Below are 25,995 nucleotides of genomic sequence, written 5' to 3'. Positions count from 1 at the left end.
CCACCTCACTTTGCGTGATATGGCCTCGCCGGGTTTGCCGGTATGATAGGCGCCCCCGCAGCCCGGATTGCGAATACGCCATGACTTTGCAGTACCCCACCATCGCCGATTGCGTCGGCAACACTCCGCTGGTCCGTTTGCAGCGCTTGCCCGGCGCCACCAGCAATACGCTTTTGCTCAAGCTCGAAGGCAACAACCCGGCGGGTTCGGTCAAGGACCGGCCGGCATTGTCGATGATCACCCGTGGTGAATTGCGCGGGCAGATCCGGCCGGGTGACACGCTGATCGAGGCGACCTCCGGCAACACCGGCATCGCCCTGGCCATGGCGGCCGCGATCAAGGGCTACAAGATGATCCTGATCATGCCCGACAACTCCAGCGCCGAGCGCAAGGCGGCCATGACCGCCTACGGTGCGGAGCTGATCCTGGTCACCCAGGAGCAAGGCATGGAAGGTGCCCGGGACCTGGCCGAGCGCATGCAGGCCGAGGGCCGTGGCAAGGTGCTCGACCAGTTCGCCAACGGCGATAACCCCGAGGCCCACTACACCACCACCGGCCCCGAGATCTGGCGCCAGACCGGCGGCAGCATCACTCATTTCGTCAGCTCGATGGGCACCACCGGCACCATCATGGGCACCTCGCGCTATTTGAAGGAACAGAACCCGAACGTGCAGATCATCGGCCTGCAGCCGATGGAAGGCGCGGCCATCCCCGGCATCCGTCGCTGGCCCGAGGAATACCTGCCGAAGATCTACCAGGCCGATCGTGTGGACCGCATCATCGACATGGCCCAGGCCGAAGCCGAAGACGTGACTCGTCGCCTGGCGCGCGAGGAGGGCATTTTCTGCGGCGTCTCTTCGGGCGGTGCCGTGGCAGGCATGCTGCGCTTGTCGAAGGAGGTTGAAAACGCGGTGATCGTCGCGATCATCTGCGACCGCGGCGACCGCTACCTGTCGACCGGCATTTTCGACGCGCCCAACTGATGGCCAAGCAAGAAAGAGGCCTGCGCTTCCAGCCCAGCGGTGGAAGCCGGGCCCCGCAAGTGCCCACCGGTAAAAAGCAGCGCCTGACCATCGAGCGCCTGGCCAACGATGGCCGGGGCATCGCCTTTGTCGACGGGCGCACCTGGTTCGTCATCGGCGCGCTGGCCGGCGAAGAGGTCGAGGCGCGGGTGCTGGGGGCCCACGGCAAAGTGGTCGAGGCCCGTACCGAGCGGGTGTTCCTGCCCAGTGAACTGCGGCGCCCGGCGCCTTGCGTGCACGCCGGTCGCTGTGGCGGTTGCAGCGTCCAGCATCTGCCCCACGCCGAACAGCTTGCCCTGAAACAGCGCATGCTCGCCGAGCAATTGTCGCGGGTGGCCGGTGTGGAACCGGAGCAATGGGCCGCGCCACTGAGTGGCGCCGAATTCGCTTATCGGCGCCGTGCCCGCGTGGCCGTGCGCTGGGATCAGAAGGCGAAACGACTCGAGGTGGGGTTTCGCGCCGCTGGCAGCCAGGACATCGTCGCCATTGATGATTGCCCGGTGCTGGTACAGCCCTTGCAGCCGATCATGAGCCGCTTGCCGGACATGCTCAGGCGCTTGAGCAAACCCCAGGCGCTGGGACATGTGGAGTTGTTCGCCGGTTCGTCCCTGGCAGTGCTGCTGCGGCACATGGCGCCGCTGTCCGAGGCCGACCTGACGATCCTCAAGGATTTTTGCGACTTCCATCAGGCCCAGCTGTGGCTGCACGGCGAGGGCGAGCCGCAACCGGTGGCGCCGGGCCAGGCCCTGGGTTACCGCCTGGACACCTGGGCGCTGGAGCTGGCCTACCGGCCGGGGGATTTCATCCAGGTGAACGCCCAGGTCAATGAGGCGATGATCGTTCAGGCCTTGCAATGGCTGGCGCCGCAGCCCGATGAGCGGGTGCTGGACCTGTTCTGCGGCCTGGGCAATTTCGCCTTGCCGCTGGCCCGGACGGTGCGTGAAGTGGTAGCCGTGGAAGGCGTGCAGACCATGGTGGACCGTGCGGCGGCCAACGCTGTCAGCAACAATTTGAATAACACTGCCTTTTTTCAGGCCGATTTATCCCAGCCCCTGACGGCTGCGCAGTGGATCGGCGAAGGCTTTTCTGCGGTACTCTTGGACCCACCCCGTGACGGCGCTTTCGAGGTGGTACGCAAGCTGGCGTCCCTGGGCGCCAAACGGTTGGTTTATGTATCGTGCAACCCGGCAACTTTGGCCCGGGACACGGTCGAACTGATCAAGCAGGGCTACCGGTTAAAACGTGCCGGGATTCTCGATATGTTTCCTCAGACGGCGCATGTCGAGGCCATGGCGTTATTTGAAGCGAGCCAGGATGGCTTGTCCGACTGACCCGTTCGTGCCACCCCGCCACGGTCCTGGGCGGACACACGGGCAATGAAGGTCAGCGATGTTGACGCATTGAATCTGCGTCGTAGGGAAGGTAAGCAAAGATGGTACAGGTGAGAGCGCACCAGCCGATCAACACCGACGGCAGTATCAATCTCGAGGCTTGGCTCGATCACACGGTCAGTATCGACATGGTGCTCGATCGTGAAGCCTTGAAAGAGGCCTGCGAGTTCGCTCGTGAGGCCGAGCAACAACACAATGCGGCGAAGAACCTCTGGTCCGAGGGCACCTCGAGTTTCCAGACGGGGCTTGAGATCGCCGAGATCCTTGCCGACCTCAAGCTCGACCAGGATTCGCTGGTGGCGGCGGTCTTGTACCGTGGCGTGCGCGAAGGCCAGATCCAGCTCTCGGTGGTCAGCCAGCGCTTCGGCCCGGTGGTCGCCAAGCTGATCGACGGCGTGTTGCGCATGGCCGCTATCAGCGCCAGTCTCAGCCCGCGCCACTCCATGGTCCTGGGCACCCAGGGCCAGGTGGAGAACCTGCGCAAGATGCTTGTGGCGATGGTCGATGACGTGCGCGTCGCGCTGATCAAGCTGGCCGAGCGCACGTGCGCCATCCGCGCCGTCAAGGCGGCGGACGATGAAAAGCGCAACCGGGTCGCCCGGGAGGTGTTCGACATCTATGCGCCCCTGGCCCACCGCCTAGGCATCGGTCATATCAAGTGGGAGCTGGAAGACCTGTCTTTCCGCTACCTGGAGCCGGATCAGTACAAGCAGATCGCCAAGCTGTTGCATGAGCGGCGCCTGGACCGCGAGCGCTTCATCACCGACGTGATGACCCAGTTGCGCGAAGAGCTGCAGGCCACCGGCGTGGAAGCCGACATCAGCGGCCGGGCCAAGCACATCTATTCGATCTGGCGCAAAATGCAGCGCAAGGGCCTGGAATTCAGCCAGATCTACGACGTTCGCGCCGTTCGGGTGCTGGTCCCGGAAATGCGCGATTGCTACACCGCGCTGGGGATCGTCCACACCTTGTGGCGGCACATCCCCAAGGAATTCGACGACTACATCGCCAACCCCAAGGAAAACGGCTATCGCTCGCTGCACACCGCGGTGATCGGCCCCGAGGGCAAGGTGCTGGAAGTGCAGATCCGCACCCACGCCATGCACGAGGAAGCCGAGCTGGGTGTTTGCGCGCACTGGAAATACAAGGGCACCGACGTCAAGTCCGGGTCCAACCACTACGAAGAGAAAATCTCCTGGCTGCGCCAGGTCCTTGAGTGGCATGAGGAACTGGGCGACATCGGTGGCCTGGCGGAACAACTGCGCGTGGACATCGAGCCGGACCGGGTCTACATCTTCACCCCCGACGGCCACGCCATCGACCTGCCCAAGGGCGCGACGCCGCTGGACTTTGCCTACCGGGTCCACACCGAGATCGGCCACAACTGCCGTGGCGCCAAGATCAACGGGCGGATCGTGCCGCTCAACTACAGCCTGCAGACCGGCGAGCAGGTCGAGATCATCACCAGCAAGCACGGTACGCCGAGCCGCGACTGGCTGAACCCGAACCTGGGCTACATCACGACTTCGCGGGCACGGGCGAAGATCGTCCACTGGTTCAAGTTGCAGGCCCGCGACCAGAACGTCGCCGCCGGCAAGACCCTGATCGAGCGCGAACTCAGTCGCCTGGGCCTGCCCCAGGTGGATTTCGACAAGCTGGCCGAAAAGGCCAACATGAAAACCGCCGAAGACATGTTCGCCGCCCTCGGTGCTGGCGACCTGCGCCTGGCGCAACTGGTCAACCTGGCCCAGCAACTGGTGGAGCCGGAACGCGGCAACGAGCAACTGGAGCTGATCCCGCGCAAGGCCACCGGCTACAAGCCCGGCAAGCGCGGCGACATCCAGATCCAGGGCGTGGGCAACCTGATGACCCAGATGGCCGGCTGCTGCCAGCCGTTGCCGGGGGACGCGATCGTGGGCTACATCACCCAGGGCCGTGGCGTCAGCATCCACCGCCAGGATTGCGCCTCGGTGCTGCAACTGGCCGGCCGCGAGCCGGAGCGGATCATCCAGGTCAGTTGGGGACCGGTGCCGGTGCTCACCTACCCGGTGGACATCGTCATCCGCGCCTACGACCGCTCCGGTCTGCTGCGTGACGTGTCCCAGGTGTTGCTCAATGAGCGGATCAACGTGCTGGCGGTCAACACCCGCTCGAACAAGGAGGACAACACCGCGCTGATGTCCCTGACCATCGAGATTCCGGGGCTGGATGCGCTGGGGCGGTTGTTGGGGCGGATTTCCCAGTTGCCGAACATCATCGAGACCCGGCGTAATCGGACGCCGGGTTGAGCCCCTCACTGATTGTGGGAGCGGGCTTGCTCGCGAAGGCGGTATGTCAGAAACACTAATGTTGACTGACCCACCGCCTTCGCGAGCAAGCCCGCTCCCACAGGGTTACTTATGTACAGCCTTGAAGACCTGCTCCACCTGATGAACCGCCTGCGGGATCCGCAATACGGCTGCCCGTGGGACGTCAAGCAAACCTACGCAACCATCGTCCCCCACACCCTGGAAGAAGCCTATGAAGTGGCCGATGCCATCGAGCGCGGGGACTTCGATCATTTGCAGGGAGAGTTGGGCGACCTGCTGTTCCAGGTGGTGTATTACAGCCAGTTGGCGCGGGAAGAAAACCGTTTCGAATTCGCTGGCGTTGTCGACAGCATCACCCGCAAGCTGATTCGTCGCCATCCCCATGTGTTTCCCACTGGCGACCTATACGCGCCGCTGGATGTGCCGCGCCTGAATGAAGAACAGGTCAAGCAGCGTTGGGAAGCGATCAAGGCAGAGGAGCGGGCCGAGAAAGCCTCGGCGCCCGAGCAATTGTCGTTGCTCGACGATGTGCCCGGTGCCTTGCCGGCGCTGTCGCGCTCGGCGAAATTGCAGAAGCGTGCCGCCCAGGTCGGTTTCGACTGGCCCGGCCCGTTGCCGGTGCTCGACAAGGTCCGGGAGGAGCTGGACGAAGTGCTTGAAGCCATGGCCGACAACGACGCGGCGGCCATCAGCGACGAGATCGGCGACCTGCTGTTCAGCGTGGTGAACCTGGCCCGCCACCTCAAGGTGGACCCGGAAACAGCCTTGCGCGGCGCCATTGGCAAGTTCGAGCGGCGGTTCCGATTTATCGAACAGGCATTGCGCGACACCCGCCGTCCCATGGAAGATTGCACCCTCGAAGAGTTGGACGCCTTGTGGGGCGAAGCCAAACGTCAGGAAAAGAATTTGCCCAGCTGTGGCTGAGGCCGTTGCCTAAGTGAGTAAGCACCATGAGCCTTTCCCTTCGCGACCAGTTGCTCAAAGCAGGGCTGGTCAACCAAAAGCAGGCCAAGCAGGTCGGCAAAGAGAAACAGAAGCAGCAGCGCCTGGCCCACAAAGGCCAGATCGAACTCGATGACTCCCAGCAGCGTGCCGCCCAGGAAGCCATGGCCGAGAAGGTCAAGCGCGACCAGGAGCTTAATCGCCAGCAGCAGGAAAAAGCCGAGCAGAAGGCCCGGGCCGCGCAGATCAAGCAATTGATCGAGGTCTCGCGCCTGCCGAAGCTGAACACCGAGGATTACTACAACTTCGTCGACGACAAGAAGGTCAAGCGCCTCTCGGTCAACGCCCTGATGCGCAACAAGCTGAGCAGCGGCTCGCTGGCGATCGTCCATCATGCCGGCGGCTACGAAGTGATTCCGCGCGAGGCGGCCCTGAAGATTCAGGAGCGCGACCCCAAGCGCATCGTCCAGCTCAACACCCAGACCGAAGAAGTGGACGCGGACGATCCGTACGCGGCGTATCAGATTCCTGATGATTTGATGTGGTAAGCCGGACGGCGAGGTAAACGCGGAACCTGTGGGAGCGGGCTTGCCCGCGAAGACGGTGTGTCAGGCAACGATTGTGTCGACTGACCCACTGCTATCGCGAGCAAGCCCGCTCCCACAAGTGTTCAGCGCTGATCTCAGGATTCAGCCGTCTCCCGCGAGCGCGTCATTTCCTGGTATTCCAGCTCGGCCTTGTAACGGTTCGCCTCGGTCTCCGAGTGGAACATCCCCACCAGCAAATCCTGTTGATGCACATCCCAGATCCGGATACCCGCCGCAATGGCTTCGTGGGACATGTGGGCATCATCGCGTTCATTTACTTTCACAGTCATCTTGCAAGCTCCAATCTCTGTCATCTGCAGCAAGGCGTGTGCAGGACTTTGTTATAGATTTGGATAGCCAGCTAAGTAAATGCCTGGAAGCGTTAAGAAGTTTTCATGAAAAGTGCAGCAGTCCTGCAGGCCAGGCAGGGCGTGGCATTCGGTCGCAGGTGGTTTTTCATGAAGAAGTTTTCATGTTGCGGCGGTAAACCTTGAGTGAAAGCGCAACCCTGTGGGAGCGGGCTTGCTCGCGAAGGCGGAGTGTCAGTCGGCCTCAATGTTGTTTGACACACTGCTTTCGCGAGCAAGCCCGCTCCCACAGGGTCATTGGGTGGTCATGAAATCCAGGCAACAAAAAGCCCCGCGTTGGCGGGGCTCTTGATCGCGGTGTGGATCAGCTGCCTTTCACAGCCTTCCCGTTGACCGTACCGTCCTGGAGCATGATGTTGTACTCCTTGCCGTCGGTCTCGACCTGTTGCAGGCGCACCAGCAGGTAGTCCCAGTCCTTGGCGAACCAGAGCACGGTGATGCGCTTGCTTTGCGTCGGGTCGCGCACGCGCTCGACCTTGATGGCGTCGATCTGGCCGGCCTTGGTCTCGACTTTTTCCGAACCCAGCACGCGGAAGTCATAGGTGTCGACTTCGCCATCGTCGACCACCTGATAACTCATGCTTTTCTTGCCGGCCGCGACGTCGTGCTGCAAGGCCAGTTGATAGGTGGACTTGTCGACCATGCCCCGGTTGAGCGGCAGCTTGACCGCATCGCCACGGTCGGTGCCGGTGACCATCTTGGTGTTCCAGTCGAAGTCCAGGTCGGCCTTCTTGGCCTTGCCCAGGCCACCGCGTTCGAAGTGGTAGGACTGGGGCAGCAGGGTGTCCTTGTCCAGGGTCAGGGTGCTTTCTTCGGTCAGGCTGGCGATCATCATCGAAGCCTTGAAGCTCAGCTTCCAGGTGCCGTTGGCTTCCTTGGTCAGGCTGCGTTCGGCGGTGCCGCTCATGGGCAGCTGTTTCCAGTCGGCGGTGTAGCTGGCGGAGAACGGTTGAAGTTCCGAAGCCTGTGCCAGGGGCAGGGCAAGCAGAGCGCAAGCGAAGAGCAGGGCGCGACGCATAAAATCTCCTAGTGTCGAATCAAATGGCCGCTGGCGGCGAGCAACTGGCCGTCCAGTGAGGCCCCACGATCGTCGAGGGTAAGCCGTCCTTCGGCAAACCAACGCACGGCCATCGGGTAGATCTGGTGCTCCCGGGCGTGAACCCGTTGCGCCAGGCTTTGCGGCGTGTCGTGCAACTCTACCGGTATTACTGCCTGTACGACCAGTGGTCCGCCATCGAGTTCCTCGGTGACGAAGTGCACGGAGCAGCCGTGTTCCGTGTCTCCGGCCTCCAGGGCACGCTGGTGAGTGTGTAACCCTTTGTATTTGGGCAGCAGCGAGGGATGGATGTTGAACAAGCGGCCCTGGTAGTGCCGCACGAAGCCCGCGCTGAGGATGCGCATGAAGCCGGCCAGCACCACCAGTTGCGGATTGAAGGTGTCGATCTGTTCGATCAGCGCGGCGTCGAAGGCTTCGCGGCCTTCGAAGGCCTTGTGATCGAGGACGCAGGTGTCGATACCCGCGTCCCGGGCGCGTTGCAGGCCGTAGGCGTCGGCGCGGTTGGAAATCACCGCGCGGATACGGACCGGGCTGTCGCCGGTCCGCGTGCTGTCGATCAGGGCCTGCAGGTTACTGCCGGTGCCGGACAGCAGCACCACGACGTTACAGGTTGCAGGCATCCGTTCGTGCATCAGTGCGCCTTGAGGTTTTGCAGCTCGACCTGGGCAGCGCCTTCGGCGGCGGTGGCGATCTGGCCGATCACCCAAGGCTGTTCGCCGGCTTCACGCAGCACGTTCAGGGCGGTTTCGACGTGCTCCTGGGCCACGCAGATGACCATGCCCACGCCGCAGTTCAGCACGCGGTGCATCTCGGTTTCGTCGACGTTGCCTTTTTCCTGCAGCCAGTCGAACACCGCCGGGCGGGTCCAGCTCGCCACGTCGACCACGGCCTGGGCGCCTTTTGGCAGCACGCGCGGGATGTTGTCCAGCAGGCCGCCACCGGTGATGTGGGCCATGGCCTTGACGGCGCCCGTGTCCTTGATCAGCTTGAGCAGAGGCTTGACGTAGATGCGGGTCGGGGCCATCAGCAGGTCGGTCAGCGGCTTGCCGTCGAGCTGGGTGTTCTCGATGTCGGCACCCGAGACTTCGATGATCTTGCGGATCAGCGAGTAGCCGTTGGAGTGCGGGCCGGAAGACGGCAGGGCGAGCAGGGCGTCGCCGGCGGCGACTTTCGAGCCGTCGATGATCTCGGCTTTCTCGACCACGCCGACGCAGAAGCCGGCCAGGTCGTAGTCTTCGCCTTCGTACATGCCAGGCATTTCAGCCGTTTCGCCGCCCACCAGGGAGCAACCCGACAGTTCGCAGCCGGCACCGATGCCGGTCACGACCTGGGCGGCGGTGTCGACGTTCAGCTTGCCGGTGGCATAGTAATCGAGGAAGAACAGTGGCTCGGCGCCGCAGACCACCAGGTCGTTCACGCACATGGCGACCAGGTCGATGCCGATGCTGTCGTGCTTGTTCAGGTTCAAGGCCAGGCGCAGCTTGGTGCCGACGCCGTCGGTGCCCGACACCAGCACCGGTTGCTTGTAGCCGGCCGGGATCTCGCAGAGGGCGCCGAAACCGCCCAGGCCGCCCATGACTTCCGGGCGCGCAGTGCGCTTGGCGACGCTCTTGATGCGTTCGACCAATGCTTCACCGGCGTCGATGTCTACACCGGCGTCCTTGTAGCTCAGGGAGGGTTGCTTGCTCATGATCCAGGCCTTTAGGGGGGATTTCTGGGTAACGACCGACTGCCGGGGCCATTGAATAACCGTTGTACGAATTATTCCGGATGCCCGACGGTTGCCGGTCTGCGAAGGCGCGCGATTTTATCAGGCTTGTGGGGCAGCGGCCATCCTCGCGCCGACGGGCAGGGACATATCCACGGAAAAAAACCGATATTTCTTATTTTGGTACTGCGCGACGCGGCTGTATAAGGTGGAGCGGTAACCGGCTATGGTGATGACAGTGCGAAACTTCCATCGGGTGGGTGAATGTTTTGCCCGATGCCGTGGTCACAGCCATGCTCAATCTTCTCCACACGGCCTGTTCCAGCCGTTATGTCCGGGAATCTTCCATGCGTTTGTTCAAATTCTTGTCCGTGGGTTGCCTGTCGCTGATCAGCCTGGCGAGCCATGCCGAAACCGTCAATGGCCTCTATCAAGTATTCGAGCCGGTCAGCAACCAGACGCCGGAGGAGCGCAACCAGGCGACGCTGCGCGCCCTGGACACGCTGGTGCTGCGCCTGACCGGCGACGCCAAGGCCGCACAGAACCCCGGCCTGGCGGCGGTCCGCAAGGACCCGCAGCAAATCATTCTCCAGTACGGCTACGACGCGGGCCCTCCGGAAAGCCTGAAGGTCGACTTCGACCCGGCGAGCACCGACCGTGCGCTGCGCTCGGCGGGGTTGTCGCTGTGGAGCGCGAACCGGCCGTCGATCCTGGGCTGGTGGCTGAACGATTCGGTCGAGGGCTCCAGCCTGGTGGGTGATGGCCAGGCCAGCGCGGCGCCACTACGGCGTGCCGCGCAACATCGGGGCCTGGCATTGCACCTGCCGCTGGCGGACCTGAGCGAGCAGATCGTCGCCACCGCGCCGAACCTGGAAGGCACCGACCCGGCGCCGTTGCAGGCAGCGTCGGAGCGTTACGCGGCGGATGCGTTGCTGGCAGTCCATGCCAAGGAAGAGGGCGGGCAGTGGCACGGCACCTGGCGCCTGTGGCTGGGCGACCAGCGCGAGCAAGGCACGGCCCAAGGGGCCGATCCGGCGGCGCTGGCCGACGCGGTCATGCTGGCGGTGAGCCAACGCCTGGCGCCGCGCTTCGTCGCCAAGCCGGGCCTGGCCAGCGAGCAACTGCTGGAAGTGCAGGGCATGAACCTTGAGCGCTACGCGGCGCTGTCGCGCCTGCTCGAACCGTTCGCTGGGCAGTTGCAGCGGGTCGACGCTGACCGGGTCCTCTATCGGGTCAACGGCAGTGCCGACCAGTTGAAGGCGCAATTGGCCCTGGCGAAACTGCAAGAGATCCCGGTGGGTGACGCCCCGGCACCCGCACCACAGACGCCACCCGCCGTCGATGGCGCGGCCCCGGTAGCGGCGCCTGCGCCGGCGCCAACCGCCAATCTGCGTTTCCGCTGGTAGGTTTTCTTTCTTTATATAGCTAGGAGTGGTTCATGGGTGATACGCGGCGTTGGTTCTGGTTGGGTGGGGTCGCCCTGCTGTTTGCATTCATCTATCTGCTGCACCCGATCCTCACGCCGTTCCTGGTTGCGTTGCTGCTGGCCTATCTGTTCGATCCGGTGGTCGATCGCCTGGAAAAATTCGGCCTGTCGCGAACCTGGGGCGTGGTGGCGGTGTTCGCCCTGTTCACCTTGATTGTCAGCGCCTTGTTGTTGGTGCTGGTCCCGATGCTCGCCAAGCAGTTGGTGCGCCTGTATGAGTTGGCCCCGCAGATGCTGGACTGGTTGCAGCACACCGCGATGCCTTGGGTGCAGTCGAAGCTGGGGCTGGCGGACGGCTTCTGGAAGTTCGACAAGGTCAAGGCGGCGATCAGCGAGCACATGGGCCAGACCACCGACATCGTCGGCGTGGTGCTGAGCCAGGCCACGGCCTCGAGCCTGGCGCTGATCGGCTGGCTGGCGAACGTGGTGCTGATTCCGGTGGTGGCCTTCTACCTGTTGCGGGACTGGGACCTGATGATGGCGAAGATCCGCAGCCTGCTGCCTCGTCATCGCGAAGAACACATCATGGCCCTGACCGGCGAATGCCACGAGGTGCTGGGGGCGTTCGTGCGTGGGCAACTGCTGGTGATGGTCGCGCTGGGCTTCATCTATGCGGCCGGGTTGATGCTGGTAGGGCTGGAACTGGGCCTGTTGATCGGCATGATCGCCGGGTTGGCGGCCATCGTGCCGTACATGGGCTTCGTGATCGGTATCGGCGCGGCATTGATTGCCGGGTTGTTCCAGTTCGGCGGCGACCTGTACCCCATGGTGGGCATTGTGGCGGTGTTCATGGTGGGCCAGGCGCTGGAAGGCATGGTGCTGACACCGTTGCTGGTGGGCGACCGGATCGGCCTGCATCCGGTGGCGGTGATCTTCGCGATCCTGGCGGGCGGCGAGTTGTTCGGCTTCACCGGAATCCTGCTGGCGCTACCGGTGGCGGCGGTGATCATGGTGCTGGTGCGACACATGCACGACCTGTACAAGGATTCGGACATCTACAGCGGCACCGAAGACCCCGAGCTGTAGGAGCAACGTCAGGAAAACCGTCGATCCCTGGTGCTGTCGCTGCAAACCTTTGATTTTGCTCGTGGTCCGGCGCATTGTGCGGTCCGCGCCACGGGTATAAACTTTGCCAACTTTACACAGAGGCCACTCGCGGCTCCCCGCAGCCGTTCAGTCAGCATGAAACCGATTCAGCTGCCCCTAGGTGTGCGTCTGCGTGATGACGCCACCTTTATCAACTACTACCCAGGCGCCAATGCCGCTGCACTCGGCTATGTCGAGCGGCTTTGCGAAGCCGACGCTGGCTGGACCGAGAGTCTGATTTATCTGTGGGGCAAGGACGGAGTAGGGCGCACGCACCTGTTGCAGGCCGCTTGCCTGCGGTTCGAGCAGTTGGGCGAGCCGGCGGTGTACCTGCCGCTGGCCGAGTTGCTGGACCGCGGTGTGGAAATCCTCGACAACCTTGAGCAGTACGAACTGGTCTGTCTGGACGATCTCCAGGCCGTTGCCGGCAAGGCCGACTGGGAAGAAGCCCTGTTCCATCTGTTCAACCGCTTGCGCGACAGCGGTCGGCGCTTGCTGATCGCCGCCTCGACGTCGCCACGGGAGCTGCCGGTGAAGCTGGCGGATCTCAAGTCCCGGCTCACCCTGGCACTGATTTTCCAGATGCGCGCGCTGTCCGATGAAGACAAGCTGCGTGCCTTGCAACTGCGTGCTTCCCGTCGTGGCCTGCACCTGACCGACGAAGTCGGGCATTTCATCCTCACCCGTGGCACCCGCAGCATGAGCGCGCTGTTCGAATTGCTCGAACGTCTCGACCAGGCTTCCCTCCAGGCTCAGCGCAAGCTGACTATTCCTTTTTTGAAAGAAACTTTGGGCTGGTAGAACCGTTGTCTGTAGTGGCCCTTGGCCGTGTCCGGACGCGACGAAACCCGCGTTCCTGCTGGGTTGCAGGCTACGTGACATTCAAAATGGGCTTAAGTGCTTAGATGTAAACGCAAAACCGGGAAGTCACATTTTCATCGATTGAATTTGCAAATGAGGTTGATAGAGGGCATAGTCTCGCCATCTTTACTACTTCAGCCACGGTCGTGCCCATGCTAAATCGCTTCGCACCCCTCGTGCCTCTCGCACTCGTTACCCTGTTGTTCGGTTGCGCTGCCCACACTCCAGTGTCTCAGCAAGTACAACAACCACAGGTTCAGAACACCGTTACCGCCCAGTCTTCCTCCGTGTCCTTCCAGGAAGAGATGGCCAACGACAAAGAGCTGGCAGCGTTCGCCGGCAACAAGCCTTACCAGCTTCCGGTGCTGGCCGACAGCATCCTGGAACGCGGCATGTCGTTGATCGGCACCCGTTACCGCTTTGGCGGCACCTCCGAAGCCGGCTTCGATTGCAGCGGTTTCATCGGCTACCTGTTCCGCGAAGAGGCCGGCATGAGCCTGCCACGTTCGACGCGGGAAATGATCAACGTGAACGCCCCGCTGGTAGCGCGCAATCAACTGGAACCTGGTGACCTGCTGTTCTTCAGCACCAGCGGCCGTCGCGGGCGCGTCAGCCACGCCGGTATCTACCTGGGCGACAACCAGTTCATCCATTCCAGCAGCCGCCGCAGCGGCGGCGTGCGAATCGACAGCCTGGGCGACAGCTACTGGAGCAAGACCTTCATCGAAGCCAAGCGCGCCCTCGCCATGGCTCCGACTGTGGTCACCGCTCGCAAGTAAGCGCACAGTTTGTAAGGCAAACTTAAAGTCTTACTTGAAGTTTGCCTCATAGCCGCTAGAATCCATGATCATTGATTGATGGCAATCCGCCTGCGTACCTCGCAGGCGGATTTGTTTTCATGCCCACGGCAGAAAAGCCGCATCCAGATCAGGATTGTTCTGCATATGTCGACGTCGGCCCGCCTTGCTCTCATGTGTCTCGCCGCGCTGCTCAGCGCTTGCGCCAGCCGTACACCGCCACCCGCGCCGGTACGGGCTCCGGTGGTCTTTGCCCCCTCACAAACCTTTTCCCCGGCCGCTGAAGACGTGCTCTTCCGGGCGTTGGGCCTGGTGGGCACGCCGTATCGCTGGGGCGGCAATACGCCGGATTCGGGGTTTGATTGCAGTGGCCTGATCGGCTACGTCTACCGCGACGCCGCCGGTATCTCGTTGCCGCGCTCCACGCGCGAAATGATCGGCATGCGCGCGCCGGACGTCGGCAAGGAGGCGTTGCAGACCGGTGACCTGGTTTTCTTCGCCACCAATGGCGGCTCACAGGTCAGCCATGCGGGGATCTATGTGGGGGAGGGGCGTTTCGTGCATGCGCCGGCCACAGGCGGGACGGTCAAGCTCGACAGCCTGTCCAAGGCCTATTGGCAGAAAGCCTACCTGGGTGCCAAGCGGGTATTGCAGCCGGAGCATCTGGCGCGTAATCCCTGAGTGGTTGCGCTGACCTTTGTGGCGAGGGGATTTATCCCCGTTGGGCTGCGAAGCAGCCCTAAAAATAGCTGCCTAACCGCGAGAACCCGACACAACGGGGTTTCCGGCTTTAGGACTGCTTCGCAGCCCAACGGGGATAAATCCCCTCGCCACAAAGGTGAGCGGCGTTACTTACCCGACACCCGCCAGATCTTGTTCCCCACGTCGTCAGCCACCAACAGCCCGCCCTGTTTATCGATTACCACGCCTACCGGCCGGCCCTGGGCTTTTTCGTCGGCATTGAGGAACCCGGTCAGCACATCCACCGGTTGTCCTACCGGCTTGCCGCCGCTGAACGGTACGAAAATCACTTTATAGCCACTGTGAGGCTTGCGGTTCCAGGAACCGTGCTGGCCGATGAAGGCACCTTCGGTGAAGGGCGCGGGCAAGCGGCTGCCTTCGGCGAAGGTCAGGCCCAGTGACGCCGTGTGGGGGCCGACGGCGTAGTCCGGGGCGATGGCCTTGGCCACCAGCGCCGGGTTCTGCGGTTCGACGCGCACATCGACGTTCTGCCCGTAGTAGCTGTAGGGCCAGCCATAGAAGGCGCCGTCCTTGACCGAGGTGATGTAGTCCGGCACCAGGTCGCTGCCGATCTCATCCCGCTCGTTCACCGCCGTCCACAGCGCGCCGCTGCTCGGCTCCCAGGCCAGGCCGTTGGGGTTGCGCAGGCCCGAAGCGAAGATGCGGTGGCTGCCGCTGGCCCGATCGACTTCCCAGATCGCCGCCCGGCCTTCTTCGGCCTCCATGCCGTTCTCCGCCACGTTGCTGTTCGAGCCCGTGGTGACGTACAGCTTGCTGCCGTCGCGACTGGCGATGACGTTCTTGGTCCAGTGATGGTTGAGGGTGCCGCCGGGCAGGTCGACGACCTTGGTCGGCTGAGCGGTGATTTGCGTGTCGCCTTCCTTGTAGGGGAAGCGAATCAGCCGGTCCGTGTCGGCCACGTACAGGTCGTTGCCCACCAGGGTCATGCCGAACGGCGAGTTGAGGTTCTCCAGGAAGACGGTGCGGGTCTCGGCGACGCCATCGTGATTGGCGTCGCGCAGCAGCGTGATGCGGTTGGGGCTGGGCACCCCGGCACCGGCGCGGCCCATGACCTTCTTCATCACCCAGCCACGGATGCCCTTGGCGTCATCCGGTTTGGGCGGGGCGTTGGTCTCGGCCACCAGCACATCGCCATTGGGCAGGACGTAGAGCCAGCGCGGATGGTCCAGCCCTTGGGCGAATGCGCCCACTTGCAGGCCCGGGGCCGCGGTCGGCTTGGCACCCTGTGGCCAGCCGATGGCTTCGGCGATGTTGACGGTGGGAATCAGGGTCTTGTTCGGCTCGGGCAGTTTCGGCGCCGGGCCGGTGCCGTCGGACACCTGCAAGGTAGAAGACTCGCCACAGGCGGCGAGCCCGACGGCAAGGGCGAGGATCAGTAAATGGGGTGGCTTGAGCATGCTGGCTTCCCTATGAATGCATGTGGTTATTCATAGAGAAGCGTAGATGCCCGTATGGTTCAACCCATCAGCCGTGGGCCTGCTTGAACAGCACGGCAATGCCCGGATGGTAATGGCCGCTCTCGTTGCGCAACTTGCGATAGGCGTAGGGGAAGTACCAGGCCACGGCGCAGGTGTTTTCCTTCTGCAGGTCGTCGAGCATGTCCTGCAATTCTTCCGGCGTGGCGCTCTGCTGGGCTTTTTGCGGCGCCACGAACAGGCAGCCGAGCTTCAAGTCGCTGGCATAGCTGATGCGCTTGGCATCGCTGGTGATTTCGGCCAGAGGCTGGGTCAGGTTCAGGTGGCTGACCTTGGGCCAGCGCTGGGTGGCCTGGATGAAGGCGCGCTCCTCGCTGCTGGCAATGAACAGATCGGCGCTGGCGTTGCGTTCGCCTTCTTCGTTCTGCTTGCGGGTGGGGGTGTCTTGCAGCGTGACCATCTCGGCCATCCAAGCCGCGGCCGACAGCAATCCGAGGTTGGCCTTTTCATCGTGCCAGTAGGGCGTGTCGTTATCGCCGCGCAGGGCGTTGTAGCGGTCGATGCAGTCAAACCAGCGCTCCAGCATCGGGCGCAGGAATTCCAGCTTCGGATTGCTGATGATCATGCCTTGCATACATTTTGCCCTCTTATTCTTGTGATATCGGGGTAATGTCTATTTGATATCACTTGCTGCAGCCTGACACAAGATTGGCGTCACTTTATTGATCCGGGCCAATGGCCGGTGAACCAGCTTTAATTGACGCTCCACCCCCAACCCTCTAACCTTCGCCGCTTGTTTCAGGTGCTTTGTGGCCATGGCCGACAGAGTGAAACAGGGAAGCCGGTGAGTGCACACGAACCCGGCGCTGCCCCCGCAACGGTAAATGAGTCAAGGTTGCCCACAAGCCACTGTGTCCTAGGATGTGTACGAAATAGTTACATAGCCTAGCCATGGGAAGGCGCGCAGCCCGGCACACGCCACTCATGAGCCCGGAGACCGGCCTGATTCATCCAACGGCGTCACGGTGGGCGATGCCAGGCTTTGTTGCCGTCCTTTTTCGTGCCTGCCCGCCGTTATTCCATCCCAACGGAGGCTTCCCCCATGTCCGGTTCCCCCCACATTGACGCGCCCGATCGCGACGAGCGCCACCTGGCGCGCATGCTGCGCAAGAAGGCGGTGATCGACGAACGCATCGCCAACTCGCCGAATGAATGCGGCCTGCTGCTGGTGCTGACCGGCAACGGCAAGGGCAAGAGCAGCTCGGCGTTCGGCATGCTGGCCCGGGCCATGGGCCACGGCATGCAATGCGGCGTGGTGCAGTTCATCAAGGGGCGCAACAGCACCGGCGAGGAACTGTTTTTCCGCCGTTGCCCCGAGCAGGTGCGCTTTCACGTCATGGGCGAAGGCTTCACCTGGGAAACCCAGGACCGCCAGCGCGACATCGCCGCCGCCGAAGCGGCCTGGGCCGTCTCGCGGCAATTGCTCAGCGATCCGGCCATCGGCCTGGTGGTGCTCGACGAGTTGAACATCGCCCTCAAGCACGGTTACCTCGACCTCGATCAGGTGCTCAGTGATTTGCAGGCGCGTCCGCCGATGCAGCATGTCGTAGTGACCGGACGCGGCGCCAAGCCTGAGATGATCGAGCTGGCCGATACCGTGACCGAGATGGGCATGATCAAGCATGCGTTCCAGGCCGGGATCAAGGCGCAGAAGGGCGTCGAACTGTGAGTGATGTCGCCCTGAGCCGCCATTGTCCGGCGGTGCTGATCGCGGCCCCCGCTTCGGGCCAAGGCAAGACCACCGTCACCGCCGCCCTGGCGCGCCTGCATCGCAATCGAGGGCGCAAGGTGCGCGTCTTCAAGTGCGGCCCGGACTTCCTCGACCCGATGATCCTCGAGCGTGCCAGCGGCGCGCCGGTCTACCAGTTGGATATGTGGATGGTCGGCGAGCAGGAAAGCCGGCGACTGCTATGGGAAGCCGCCGCCGAGGCGGACCTGATTCTGATCGAAGGGGTGATGGGTTTGTTCGACGGCACCCCGTCCAGTGCCGACCTGGCGCGGCATTTCGGCGTGCCGGTGCTGGCGGTCATCGACGGCACGGCCATGGCCCAGACGTTCGGCGCCCTGGCCCTGGGCTTGGCGCGCTACCAGCCGGACCTGCCATTCGCCGGAGTGCTGGCCAACCGTGTCGGCACCTTGCGCCACGCGCAGTTGCTCGAAGGCAGCTTGACCGAAGGCCTGCGTTGGTACGGGGCGCTCTCGCGGGAAACCGGCATCGAGTTACCCAGCCGCCACCTCGGTCTGGTCCAGGCCAGCGAATTGAATGACCTCGACCTGCGCCTCGATGCCGCCGCCGATGCCCTGGCCGGCAGTTGCGAGGTCGCGTTGCCGCCCGCCGTCGAGTTCGCCGCGCCTGAAGTCATCAACCCCGAGCCCTGGCTCGACGGCGTGCGCATCGCTGTGGCCCGGGACGAAGCGTTTGCGTTCACCTACGGCGCGAGCCTGGACCTGTTGCGGGCCATGGGCGCGAAACTGCACTTCTTTTCGCCGATTCATGACACCGAGCTGCCTGAGGCTGACAGCCTTTACTTGCCCGGCGGTTACCCCGAGCTGCACCACGTTGCGTTGGCTGAAAATGCCGCGATGCTGGCGGCGATCCGGGCTCATCATTCAGCCGGCAAGCCATTGCTCGCGGAGTGCGGTGGCATGCTGTATCTGCTGGATTGCTTGACCGACGTCGACGGCACCCGCGCTGAACTGCTGGGCTTGCTGGCCGGCGAAGCGCAGATGCAAAAACGCCTGGCGGCCCTGGCGCTGCAATCGGTGGAGCTGCCGGAAGGCACCTTGCGCGGGCACACTTATCATCATTCGTTGACCAGCACCGAGCTTGCGCCGATTGCCCGGGGGCACAGTCCCAATGGCGGGCGTGGCGCGGAAGCGGTTTTCCGGCAAGGACGGATGACGGCTTCCTATGTGCATTTTTATTTTCCGTCCAATCCGCGGGCGATTGCCGCGTTGTTTGCGCCTGATCTTGAGGCCGCCTTCGCGAGCAAGCCCGCTCCCACATTTGAACACCTGACCCCTGTGGGAGCGGGCTTGCTCGCGAAGAGCCCATGACCGACACCGCTTTCTCCCAGGCCGAACGCGACGCTGTCTACCGCGCCATCGCCGAGCGCCGCGACATGCGCCATTTCAGCGGCGGCACGGTCGAGCCGGCCTTGTTGCGCCGCTTGCTGGAGGCTGCGCACCAGGCGCCCAGCGTCGGCCTGATGCAACCCTGGCGCTTCATCCGCATCAGCGACCGCGCCTTGCGCCGCGACATCCATCGGCTGGTGGAGCAGGAGCGCGTGCGCACCGCCGAGGCCCTGGGCGAGCGCAGCGATGCATTCATGAAACTCAAGGTCGAAGGCATCAACGATTGCGCCGAAGTGTTGGTGGCAGCGTTGATGGACGACCGCGAGCGGCACATCTTCGGTCGCCGGACCTTGCCGGAAATGGACCTGGCCTCGCTGTCCTGCGCGATCCAGAATCTGTGGTTGGCCTCCCGCGCCGAAGGGCTGGGGATGGGCTGGGTGTCGCTGTTTGAGCCCCAGGCCCTGGCCGATCTGCTGGGCTTGCCCGCCGGCGCCAAGCCGCTGGCGATCCTCTGCCTGGGCCCGGTCGAGGGGTTTTATCCGGCGCCGATGCTCGCCCTCGAAGGCTGGGCGCAGCCGCGTCCGCTGAATGAACTGCTGTATGAAAACCGTTGGGGAGTGAGCCCATGAGCGTGGCGTTGCTCAGTGCCGCCGCGGTGGCCCTGGATGCGCTGCTGGGCGAGCCCCGGCGCGGCCATCCACTGGTGGCATTCGGCGGTTTCGCCGAGCGTATCGAACGGCGTTTCAATGCTGGAGGGCGTGGCTGGCGCAGCCATGGGGTGACGGCCTGGATCATCGCCGTGGTGCCGCTGACATTGCTTGCCACGGCACTGTCCTGGGCACCGATGGTGGGGTGGCTGGTGGAGATCCTGACGTTGTACTGCGCCCTTGGCCTGCGCAGCCTCGGTGAGCACGTCGAACCGGTGGCCCAGGCGTTGCGCAGCGGCGATCTCGAAAAGGCGCGCCAGCGCGTCGGCTACCTGGTCAGCCGCGAAACCCGCGAGCTGGACGAAACCGCCGTGGCCCGCGCCGCCACCGAATCGGTCCTGGAAAACGGCAGCGACGCAGTGTTCGCCGCGCTGTTCTGGTTCGCCGTGGCCGGCGCGCCTGGCGTGGTGTTGTACCGGTTGAGCAACACCCTCGACGCCATGTGGGGCTACCGCAACGAACGCTTCGAGCGCTTCGGTTGGGCGGCGGCAAAAATCGATGACTTGCTCAACTACATCCCGGCGCGTTTGGTGGCGCTGACCTACGCGCTGCTCGGCAAGACCCGCCTGGCCCTCACGTGCTGGCGCCGCCAGGGCCCGACCTGGGACAGCCCGAATGCCGGGCCGGTGATGGCCGCCGGTGCCGGTGCCCTGGGGGTCGAGCTGGGCGGGGCGGCGGTGTATCACGGCGAACTGCACCAGCGCCCGCCGCTGGGCGAGGGCGTGCCGGCGAGTGCCGACTCCATCGATCGCGGCTGGCAATTGGTCCAGCGGGGGGTATGGTTGTGGTTGCTGATTCTTTGCCTGGGAGCTGAGTTCTATGCTTGAGCACGGTGGGCGCCTGCGCAACGCGGCCCTGCACTATGGCATCGCCGAGGCTGACTGGCTCGACTTGTCCAGTGGCCTTGCGCCGTGGCCATTCGACATTCCGCCGATACCGCCGCGCGCCTGGGCTCGTTTGCCGGAGACCGACGACGGCCTGGAGCAGGCAGCCTGCGACTACTATGGTGCGGCGCAGGTGTTGCCGGTGGCCGGTTCGCAGATGGCGATCCAACTGCTGCCGCGCTTGCGCCGGGCCGGCAAGGTCGGCGTGTTATCACCGTGCTATGCCGAGCACGCTGAAGCTTGGCGTCGCAGCGGCTACATCGTGCGCGAAGTGCTCGAAGCCGAAGTGGATTTCTTCCTCGACAGCCTCGACGTGTTGGTGGTGGTCAACCCGAACAACCCCACCGGCGTGAGCCTGGACCCCGAGCGCCTGCTGGACTGGCACGCCCGGCTGGCCCAGCGCGGTGGCTGGCTGGTGGTGGACGAAGCCTTCATGGACGTCACCCCGCAACACAGCCTGGCCAGGCACAGCCATCAGGTCGGGCTGATCGTGCTGCGTTCCTTCGGCAAGTTTTTTGGCCTGGCCGGGGTGCGCCTGGGGTTTGTCCTGGCCGAGCGGCATTTGCTCAGGCTGCTCTCTGAACAAGTCGGGCCGTGGGCCGTCAGCGGGCCGACCCGGGTGCTGGGCCAGACGTGCCTGCTGGACACCGCCGCCCAACTGCGCCAGCGCCAACGCTGCGAGCACACCAGCCAGCGCCTGGCCTCCACGCTGGAGCGGCATGGCTTCAAGCCCCAGGGCGGTTGCGGATTGTTCCAATGGCTGGTGACCGAACACGCCCAACCGCTTCACGGGTTCATGGCCCGGCGCGGCATTCTCCTGCGCGTGTTCGTGAACACCAGCAGCCTGCGCTTCGGGCTCCCGGCCGATGACCGCGAATTCCTGCGCCTCGAACAGGCTTTAGAGGCCTACGCCAAGGACACTCCATGACCACCCTGATGGTGCAAGGCACCACCTCCGATGCCGGCAAAAGTACCCTGGTCACGGCGCTGTGCCGCTGGGTTCGGCGCCAAGGCATCAGCGTGGTGCCGTTCAAGCCGCAGAACATGGCCCTCAACAGCGCGGTGACGGCCGACGGCGGCGAGATCGGCCGCGCCCAGGCGGTGCAGGCCCAGGCTGCCGGCCTTGAGCCGCACACCGACATGAACCCGGTGCTGCTCAAGCCCAACAGCGACACCGGCGCCCAGGTGATCATCCATGGCCGCGCCGTCACCAGCATGAACGCCGTGGCCTACCACGATTACAAGGCCATCGCGATGCAGGCGGTGCTGGCTTCCCACGCGCGCTTGAGCGCGGCCTACCCGGTGGTGATGGTGGAGGGTGCCGGGTCGCCGGCGGAGATCAACCTGCGCGCCGGCGACATCGCCAACATGGGCTTTGCCGAGGCGGTGGACTGCCCCGTGCTGCTGATCGCCGATATCAATCGCGGCGGGGTGTTCGCCCATCTGGTGGGCACCCTGGAGTTGCTGTCGCCCAGCGAACAGGCGCGGGTCAAGGGCTTCGTCATCAACCGCTTTCGTGGCGACATCGCCTTGTTGCAACCGGGGCTGGACTGGCTCGAAGCGCGTACCGGTAAACCGGTGGTGGGCGTGTTGCCCTACGTGATGGACCTGCACCTGGAAGCCGAGGACGGTCTCGACCAGCGCCAGGCCGACAAGGCCGAACAGGTGCTCAAAGTGGTGGTGCCGGTGCTGCCGCGCATCAGCAATCACACCGACTTCGATCCGCTGCGCCTGCACCCGCAGGTCGACCTGCAATTCATTGGCCCCGGCCAGGCGATCCCGCCGGCCGACCTGATCATCCTGCCGGGCTCCAAAAGCGTGCGCAGCGACTTGGCCTACCTGCGCACCAACGGCTGGGAAGCCGCGTTGCAGCGGCACCTGCGTTACGGCGGCAAGCTGTTGGGCATTTGCGGCGGCTTGCAGATGCTCGGCGAGCAGGTCCACGACCCGTTGGGCCTGGAAGGTGCGGCGGGCTCCAGTGCCGGCCTGGGTTTGCTGGACTTTGAAACGACGCTGGAATGCGAGAAGCAACTGCGCAATGTGCGAGGACGGTTGACTCTGGAAGACGCCGAGGTCCGCGGCTATGAGATCCACGCGGGCGTCACCACAGGCCCAGCCTTGGAACACCCAGCGGTGCAACTGGATGATGGCCGTTGCGATGGCGCCCAGAGCCTCGACGGGCAGATTTTCGGCACCTACCTGCATGGATTGTTCGAATCGCCTGCGGCCAGTAGCGCCTTGTTGCGTTGGGCGGGGTTGCTGGATGTACAGGCGGTGGACTACCACGGGTTGCGCGAGCGGGACATCGAGCGGTTGGCGGACCTGGTGGAGCAGCATCTGGATGTTGGGGTGTTGCGTGAACTCTGTGGGATCTAGGGTGATTGTGAGGCCCTCATCGCGAGCAAGCTCGCTCCCACAATGGGACGGTGTTCACAATCTCCTGTGGGAGCGAGCTTGCTCGCGATGAGGCCAGCCGCCACGGCGCCAATTTTGAAGGTAATGCACCATGCTCCAACTGATCCTGGGCGGCGCCCGCTCCGGCAAAAGCCGCCTGGCAGAAAAACTCGCCACCGACAGCCAATTGCCCGTGACCTACATCGCCACCAGCCAACCCCTGGACGGCGAGATGAACGCTCGCGTCGCCCAGCACCGTGCCCGGCGCCCGGCCGAATGGGCGCTGGTGGAGGAACCGCTGGCCCTGGCCCGAGTGCTGCGAGAACACGCCGCGCCTGGTCGCTGCCTGCTGGTGGACTGCCTGACCCTGTGGCTGACCAACCTGCTGATGCTCGACGACCCGCAGACCCTGAGTGCCGAGCGCGAAGCCTTGCTCGATGGTGTGGCCGCGCTGCCCGGTGAAATCATTTTTGTCAGCAACGAAACCGGCATGGGTGTCGTGCCGCTGGGCGAGCTGACTCGCCGTTATGTCGATGAAGCCGGTTGGCTGCATCAAGCCCTGGCCGAACGTTGTCAGCGCGTCGTGCTGACCGTCGCCGGCCTGCCCCTGACTCTCAAAGGTAGTGCGTTATGAATCACCGCTGGTGGCTGGACCCGTGCAAGCCCCTCGACACCCAGGCCCTGGAACAGGCCGCGGCCCGTCAGCAACAATTGACCAAGCCGGCCGGCTCCCTCGGGCAACTGGAAACGGTCGCGGTGCAGCTGGCGGGGCTGCAAGGACAGGTCAAGCCGAGGCTGGAGGCCGTGTCGATTGCGATTTTCGCCGGTGACCATGGCGTGGTGGCCGAAGGTGTGTCGGCGTTTCCCCAGGAAGTCACCGGGCAGATGCTGCTCAACTTCGTCAGCGGCGGGGCGGCGATCAGCGTCCTGGCGCGACAGTTGGGAGCCACGCTGGAGGTGGTGGACCTGGGTACGGTGACGCCGGCGCTGGACCTGCCCGGTGTACGCCATCTGCGCGTCGGGCCTGGCACGGCGAACTTCGCCCTGGGCCCGGCCATGACCGTGGCCCAGGGTGAGCAGGCATTGCAGGCCGGAGGCGACAGTGTGTTGCGGGCTGTCGCCGCCGGCAGCCAGTTGTTCATCGGCGGCGAGATGGGCATCGGCAACACCACGGCCGCCAGCGCCTTGGCCTGCGCCTTGCTCGATTGCCCGGTGGCGCATCTGGTCGGGCCCGGCACCGGATTGGACGCAGCCGGTGTCAATCGCAAGGCCCAGGTGATCGAACGTGCCCTGGCGTTGCACGCGGCCCAGCGCCACGACCCGTTGCAGACGCTGTTCAACCTCGGCGGGTTTGAAATCGCCGCGTTGGCCGGGGCTTACCTGGCCTGCGCCCAGCAGGGTGTCGCGGCGCTGGTGGACGGCTTCATTTGCAGCGTCGCCGCGTTGCTGGCGGTGCGTCTGAACCCCGAATGCCGGCCATGGCTGCTGTTCAGCCATCGCGGCGCCGAGCCCGGCCATCGCCATGTGCTGGAAACCCTCGGCGCCGAACCGCTGCTCGACCTCGGCCTGCGCCTGGGCGAGGGCAGTGGCGCGGCGCTGGCGGTGCCGTTGTTGCGACTGGCCTGTGACCTGCACGGGCAGATGGCGACGTTTGCCGAAGCGGCCGTGGCGGACCGCCCGGCATGACCTTGCACCTGGACCTGCTGCGCCACGGCGAAACCGAGTTGGGTGGCGGCTTGCGCGGCAGCCTCGACGACGCGCTGACCGCCAAGGGCTGGGAACAGATGCACGCGGCAGTCGCCCAAGGCGGCCCGTGGGATCGGCTGGTGAGTTCGCCACTGCAACGTTGCGCCCGTTTCGCCGAGCAGCTCGGTGCCCGCCTCGGCGTGCCGGTGCAGGTGGACAAGGACCTGCAGGAACTGCATTTTGGCGCCTGGGAAGGGCGCAGCGCGGCGGCGTTGATGGACACCGATGCCGACGCCCTGGGCCGCTTCTGGGCCGACCCCTACGGTTTCACGCCCCCCGACGGCGAGCCGGTGCTGGCGTTTTCCAGGCGGGTGCTGGCGGCCATCGAACGCTTGCACTGCGCCTATGCCGGACAGCGGGTCCTGCTGGTCAGCCACGGTGGCGTGATGCGCTTGCTGCTGGCCCAGGCCCGGGGCCTGCCGCGCGAACAACTGCTCAATGTCGAGGTCGGCCACGGCGCGTTGTTCGCCCTGCGGGTGACGTCCGGCCCGACCTTGACGGAAGAGGCCTGAGCCGATGCTGCCGTTCTGGATCGCCCTGCAATTTCTCAGCAGTCTGCCAGTGCGCTTGCCGGGCATGCCCGAGCCCGAACAACTGGGCCGCTCATTGCTGTTCTATCCGTTGGTAGGGTTGTTGTTCGGCGGCCTGCTCTGGTTGCTCGATGCGCTGCTGGGTGGGTCGCCGCCACCGCTTCACGCCGCATTGCTGTTGAGCGCCTGGGTCCTGCTCAGCGGCGGCCTGCACCTCGACGGCCTGGCCGACAGCGCCGATGCCTGGCTCGGCGGCTTCGGCGACCGTGAACGCACCTTGCTCATCATGAAAGACCCACGCAGCGGACCGATCGCCGTCATCACGCTGGTGCTGGTACTGCTGCTCAAATTCACCGCGCTGCTGGCGCTGATCGAGCAAGGCCAGTCCCTGGCGCTGCTCATCGTCCCGGTATTGGGGCGCGGCGCGTTGCTCGCTTTGTTTCTGACCACGCCTTACGTGCGCGCCGGTGGGTTGGGGCAGGCATTGGCCGATCATCTCCCACGGCGCGCCGGTTGGCAGGTGTTGCTAGGCGCTGCGCTGGGCTGCGTGTGGCTGGCGGGATGGTTGGGTGTGCTGGCCCTGCTGGTGGTCGCGGCGGTGTTCATCGGCGTGCGCCGGATGATGGTGAACCGGCTGGGGGGCTGCACCGGGGATACGGCGGGGGCGTTGTTGGAGTTGCTGGAGGTGGCGGTGTTGGTGGGGGTGGTGTTGGGTTGAACCGGGCTGGGTGACCTGTCAACTCTGACAGTATCGTGCTTCGAAAAATCGGCGCTTAATTTTGCTCAGGCTTCTAGAGCCGGGCGGAGC

The 25,995-nt window shown here is 64.3% G+C and carries 26 protein-coding genes and 1 riboswitch; of the genes, 20 read left to right on the top strand and 6 right to left on the bottom strand.

The features are described 5' to 3' along the window. Nucleotides 1–80: 80 nt before the first annotated feature. The 5 genes from cysM to KI241_RS20325 all read left to right on the top strand — a co-directional run bounded on the left by cysM (nucleotide 81) and on the right by KI241_RS20325 (nucleotide 6,212). Nucleotides 81–983 (top strand): cysteine synthase CysM, encoded by a 903-nt coding sequence (gene cysM, locus KI241_RS20345; protein WP_042728528.1) that lies wholly within the window; start codon nucleotides 81–83, stop codon nucleotides 981–983. Continuing rightward, nucleotides 983–2,353 (top strand): 23S rRNA (uracil(1939)-C(5))-methyltransferase RlmD, encoded by a 1,371-nt coding sequence (gene rlmD / locus KI241_RS20340; RefSeq protein ID WP_042728529.1) that lies wholly within the window; start codon nucleotides 983–985, stop codon nucleotides 2,351–2,353. Before cysM ends, rlmD begins: the two co-directional genes overlap by 1 nt. Nucleotides 2,354–2,454: 101 nt before the next feature. Further along, a complete protein-coding gene (gene relA / locus KI241_RS20335) occupies nucleotides 2,455–4,701 on the top strand; it encodes a GTP diphosphokinase (protein WP_042728530.1) in 2,247 nt (748 codons plus the stop codon). Between the two features lie 111 nt (nucleotides 4,702–4,812). Continuing rightward, nucleotides 4,813–5,646 carry a nucleoside triphosphate pyrophosphohydrolase gene (gene mazG, locus KI241_RS20330; protein WP_212802938.1) on the top strand — a complete coding sequence of 278 codons (834 nt, stop codon included), beginning with the start codon at nucleotides 4,813–4,815 and terminating at the stop codon, nucleotides 5,644–5,646. Nucleotides 5,647–5,672: 26 nt separating this feature from the next. After that, complete coding sequence (locus KI241_RS20325; RefSeq protein ID WP_042728532.1) at nucleotides 5,673–6,212, top strand: DUF2058 domain-containing protein; 540 nt, start codon at nucleotides 5,673–5,675, stop codon at nucleotides 6,210–6,212. A gap of 134 nt (nucleotides 6,213–6,346) precedes the next feature. On the opposite strand, the gene KI241_RS20320 is transcribed toward KI241_RS20325, so the two are convergent. The 4 genes from KI241_RS20320 to purM form a co-directional block, all read right to left on the bottom strand. Continuing rightward, nucleotides 6,347–6,541, bottom strand: coding sequence for a hypothetical protein (locus tag KI241_RS20320; protein WP_042728533.1), 195 nt, complete (start codon nucleotides 6,539–6,541; stop codon nucleotides 6,347–6,349). Between the two features lie 382 nt (nucleotides 6,542–6,923). Further along, nucleotides 6,924–7,637 carry a DUF3108 domain-containing protein gene (locus KI241_RS20315; protein WP_042728534.1) on the bottom strand — a complete coding sequence of 238 codons (714 nt, stop codon included), beginning with the start codon at nucleotides 7,635–7,637 and terminating at the stop codon, nucleotides 6,924–6,926. 8 nt (nucleotides 7,638–7,645) lie between these two features. Next, nucleotides 7,646–8,296, bottom strand: coding sequence for a phosphoribosylglycinamide formyltransferase (purN, locus tag KI241_RS20310; RefSeq protein ID WP_042728552.1), 651 nt, complete (start codon nucleotides 8,294–8,296; stop codon nucleotides 7,646–7,648). 11 nt (nucleotides 8,297–8,307) lie between these two features. Then, nucleotides 8,308–9,366: a phosphoribosylformylglycinamidine cyclo-ligase gene (gene purM / locus KI241_RS20305; RefSeq protein ID WP_042728535.1), complete on the bottom strand. Its 1,059-nt coding sequence runs from the start codon at nucleotides 9,364–9,366 to the stop codon at nucleotides 8,308–8,310. A gap of 365 nt (nucleotides 9,367–9,731) precedes the next feature. On the opposite strand from purM, the gene KI241_RS20300 reads away from it, so the two are divergent. The 5 genes from KI241_RS20300 to KI241_RS20280 all read left to right on the top strand — a co-directional run bounded on the left by KI241_RS20300 (nucleotide 9,732) and on the right by KI241_RS20280 (nucleotide 14,295). Beyond that, nucleotides 9,732–10,790: a DUF2066 domain-containing protein gene (locus KI241_RS20300; protein WP_042728536.1), complete on the top strand. Its 1,059-nt coding sequence runs from the start codon at nucleotides 9,732–9,734 to the stop codon at nucleotides 10,788–10,790. Between the two features lie 32 nt (nucleotides 10,791–10,822). Continuing rightward, entirely contained in the window at nucleotides 10,823–11,896 is a 1,074-nt protein-coding gene (locus KI241_RS20295; protein WP_047736531.1) for an AI-2E family transporter, read from the top strand. A gap of 156 nt (nucleotides 11,897–12,052) precedes the next feature. Further along, the gene (gene hda, locus KI241_RS20290; RefSeq protein WP_042728538.1) at nucleotides 12,053–12,757 is read left to right on the top strand and encodes a DnaA regulatory inactivator Hda; all 705 of its coding nucleotides are present in this window, start codon (nucleotides 12,053–12,055) and stop codon (nucleotides 12,755–12,757) included. 212 nt (nucleotides 12,758–12,969) lie between these two features. Then, nucleotides 12,970–13,596 (top strand): NlpC/P60 family protein, encoded by a 627-nt coding sequence (locus KI241_RS20285; RefSeq protein ID WP_042728539.1) that lies wholly within the window; start codon nucleotides 12,970–12,972, stop codon nucleotides 13,594–13,596. A gap of 165 nt (nucleotides 13,597–13,761) precedes the next feature. Then, nucleotides 13,762–14,295 (top strand): C40 family peptidase, encoded by a 534-nt coding sequence (locus tag KI241_RS20280; RefSeq protein ID WP_047739478.1) that lies wholly within the window; start codon nucleotides 13,762–13,764, stop codon nucleotides 14,293–14,295. Between the two features lie 167 nt (nucleotides 14,296–14,462). Here KI241_RS20280 and KI241_RS20275 read toward each other — a convergent pair whose 3' ends face one another. Next, nucleotides 14,463–15,773, bottom strand: coding sequence for a sorbosone dehydrogenase family protein (locus KI241_RS20275; protein ID WP_123578405.1), 1,311 nt, complete (start codon nucleotides 15,771–15,773; stop codon nucleotides 14,463–14,465). A 67-nt stretch (nucleotides 15,774–15,840) separates the two neighbouring features. After that, nucleotides 15,841–16,425 (bottom strand): hypothetical protein, encoded by a 585-nt coding sequence (locus KI241_RS20270; RefSeq protein WP_047736529.1) that lies wholly within the window; start codon nucleotides 16,423–16,425, stop codon nucleotides 15,841–15,843. A gap of 149 nt (nucleotides 16,426–16,574) precedes the next feature. Beyond that, a riboswitch (cobalamin riboswitch) is annotated at nucleotides 16,575–16,812 on the top strand. Between the two features lie 81 nt (nucleotides 16,813–16,893). Between KI241_RS20270 and cobO the strand changes: the two genes are divergently transcribed. The 10 genes from cobO (at nucleotide 16,894) to KI241_RS20220 (ending at nucleotide 25,905) form a co-directional block, all read left to right on the top strand. Continuing rightward, nucleotides 16,894–17,520, top strand: coding sequence for a cob(I)yrinic acid a,c-diamide adenosyltransferase (gene cobO / locus KI241_RS20265; RefSeq protein WP_212802937.1), 627 nt, complete (start codon nucleotides 16,894–16,896; stop codon nucleotides 17,518–17,520). Then, entirely contained in the window at nucleotides 17,517–18,908 is a 1,392-nt protein-coding gene (locus KI241_RS20260) for a cobyrinate a,c-diamide synthase (RefSeq protein ID WP_212802936.1), read from the top strand. The genes cobO and KI241_RS20260 overlap by 4 nt, the downstream gene beginning before the upstream one ends. Beyond that, nucleotides 18,905–19,555 (top strand): 5,6-dimethylbenzimidazole synthase, encoded by a 651-nt coding sequence (gene bluB / locus KI241_RS20255; protein WP_212802935.1) that lies wholly within the window; start codon nucleotides 18,905–18,907, stop codon nucleotides 19,553–19,555. Before KI241_RS20260 ends, bluB begins: the two co-directional genes overlap by 4 nt. Further along, the gene (gene cbiB / locus KI241_RS20250) at nucleotides 19,552–20,460 is read left to right on the top strand and encodes an adenosylcobinamide-phosphate synthase CbiB (RefSeq protein ID WP_212802934.1); all 909 of its coding nucleotides are present in this window, start codon (nucleotides 19,552–19,554) and stop codon (nucleotides 20,458–20,460) included. Before bluB ends, cbiB begins: the two co-directional genes overlap by 4 nt. Beyond that, on the top strand, nucleotides 20,453–21,445 hold the full coding sequence (gene cobD, locus KI241_RS20245) for a threonine-phosphate decarboxylase CobD (protein ID WP_123578402.1): 993 nt from the start codon (nucleotides 20,453–20,455) through the stop codon (nucleotides 21,443–21,445). Before cbiB ends, cobD begins: the two co-directional genes overlap by 8 nt. Next, nucleotides 21,442–22,893 (top strand): cobyric acid synthase, encoded by a 1,452-nt coding sequence (locus KI241_RS20240; protein WP_212802933.1) that lies wholly within the window; start codon nucleotides 21,442–21,444, stop codon nucleotides 22,891–22,893. The genes cobD and KI241_RS20240 overlap by 4 nt, the downstream gene beginning before the upstream one ends. Nucleotides 22,894–23,023: 130 nt before the next feature. Then, nucleotides 23,024–23,545, top strand: a complete 522-nt coding sequence (gene cobU / locus KI241_RS20235) for a bifunctional adenosylcobinamide kinase/adenosylcobinamide-phosphate guanylyltransferase (RefSeq protein WP_212802932.1) — start codon at nucleotides 23,024–23,026, stop codon at nucleotides 23,543–23,545. Further along, a complete protein-coding gene (gene cobT, locus KI241_RS20230; protein ID WP_212802931.1) occupies nucleotides 23,542–24,597 on the top strand; it encodes a nicotinate-nucleotide--dimethylbenzimidazole phosphoribosyltransferase in 1,056 nt (351 codons plus the stop codon). The genes cobU and cobT overlap by 4 nt, the downstream gene beginning before the upstream one ends. Further along, a complete protein-coding gene (cobC, locus tag KI241_RS20225) occupies nucleotides 24,594–25,169 on the top strand; it encodes an alpha-ribazole phosphatase family protein (RefSeq protein WP_212802930.1) in 576 nt (191 codons plus the stop codon). The genes cobT and cobC overlap by 4 nt, the downstream gene beginning before the upstream one ends. Before the next feature lie 4 nt (nucleotides 25,170–25,173). Further along, complete coding sequence (locus KI241_RS20220) at nucleotides 25,174–25,905, top strand: adenosylcobinamide-GDP ribazoletransferase (protein ID WP_212802929.1); 732 nt, start codon at nucleotides 25,174–25,176, stop codon at nucleotides 25,903–25,905. Nucleotides 25,906–25,995: the final 90 nt, after the last annotated feature.

It is taken from the genome of Pseudomonas sp. Cab53, assembly GCF_018325965.1.
GTDB lineage: Bacteria > Pseudomonadota > Gammaproteobacteria > Pseudomonadales > Pseudomonadaceae > Aquipseudomonas > Aquipseudomonas chlororaphis_E.
This window is presented reverse-complemented; position numbering and strand designations above follow the sequence as displayed.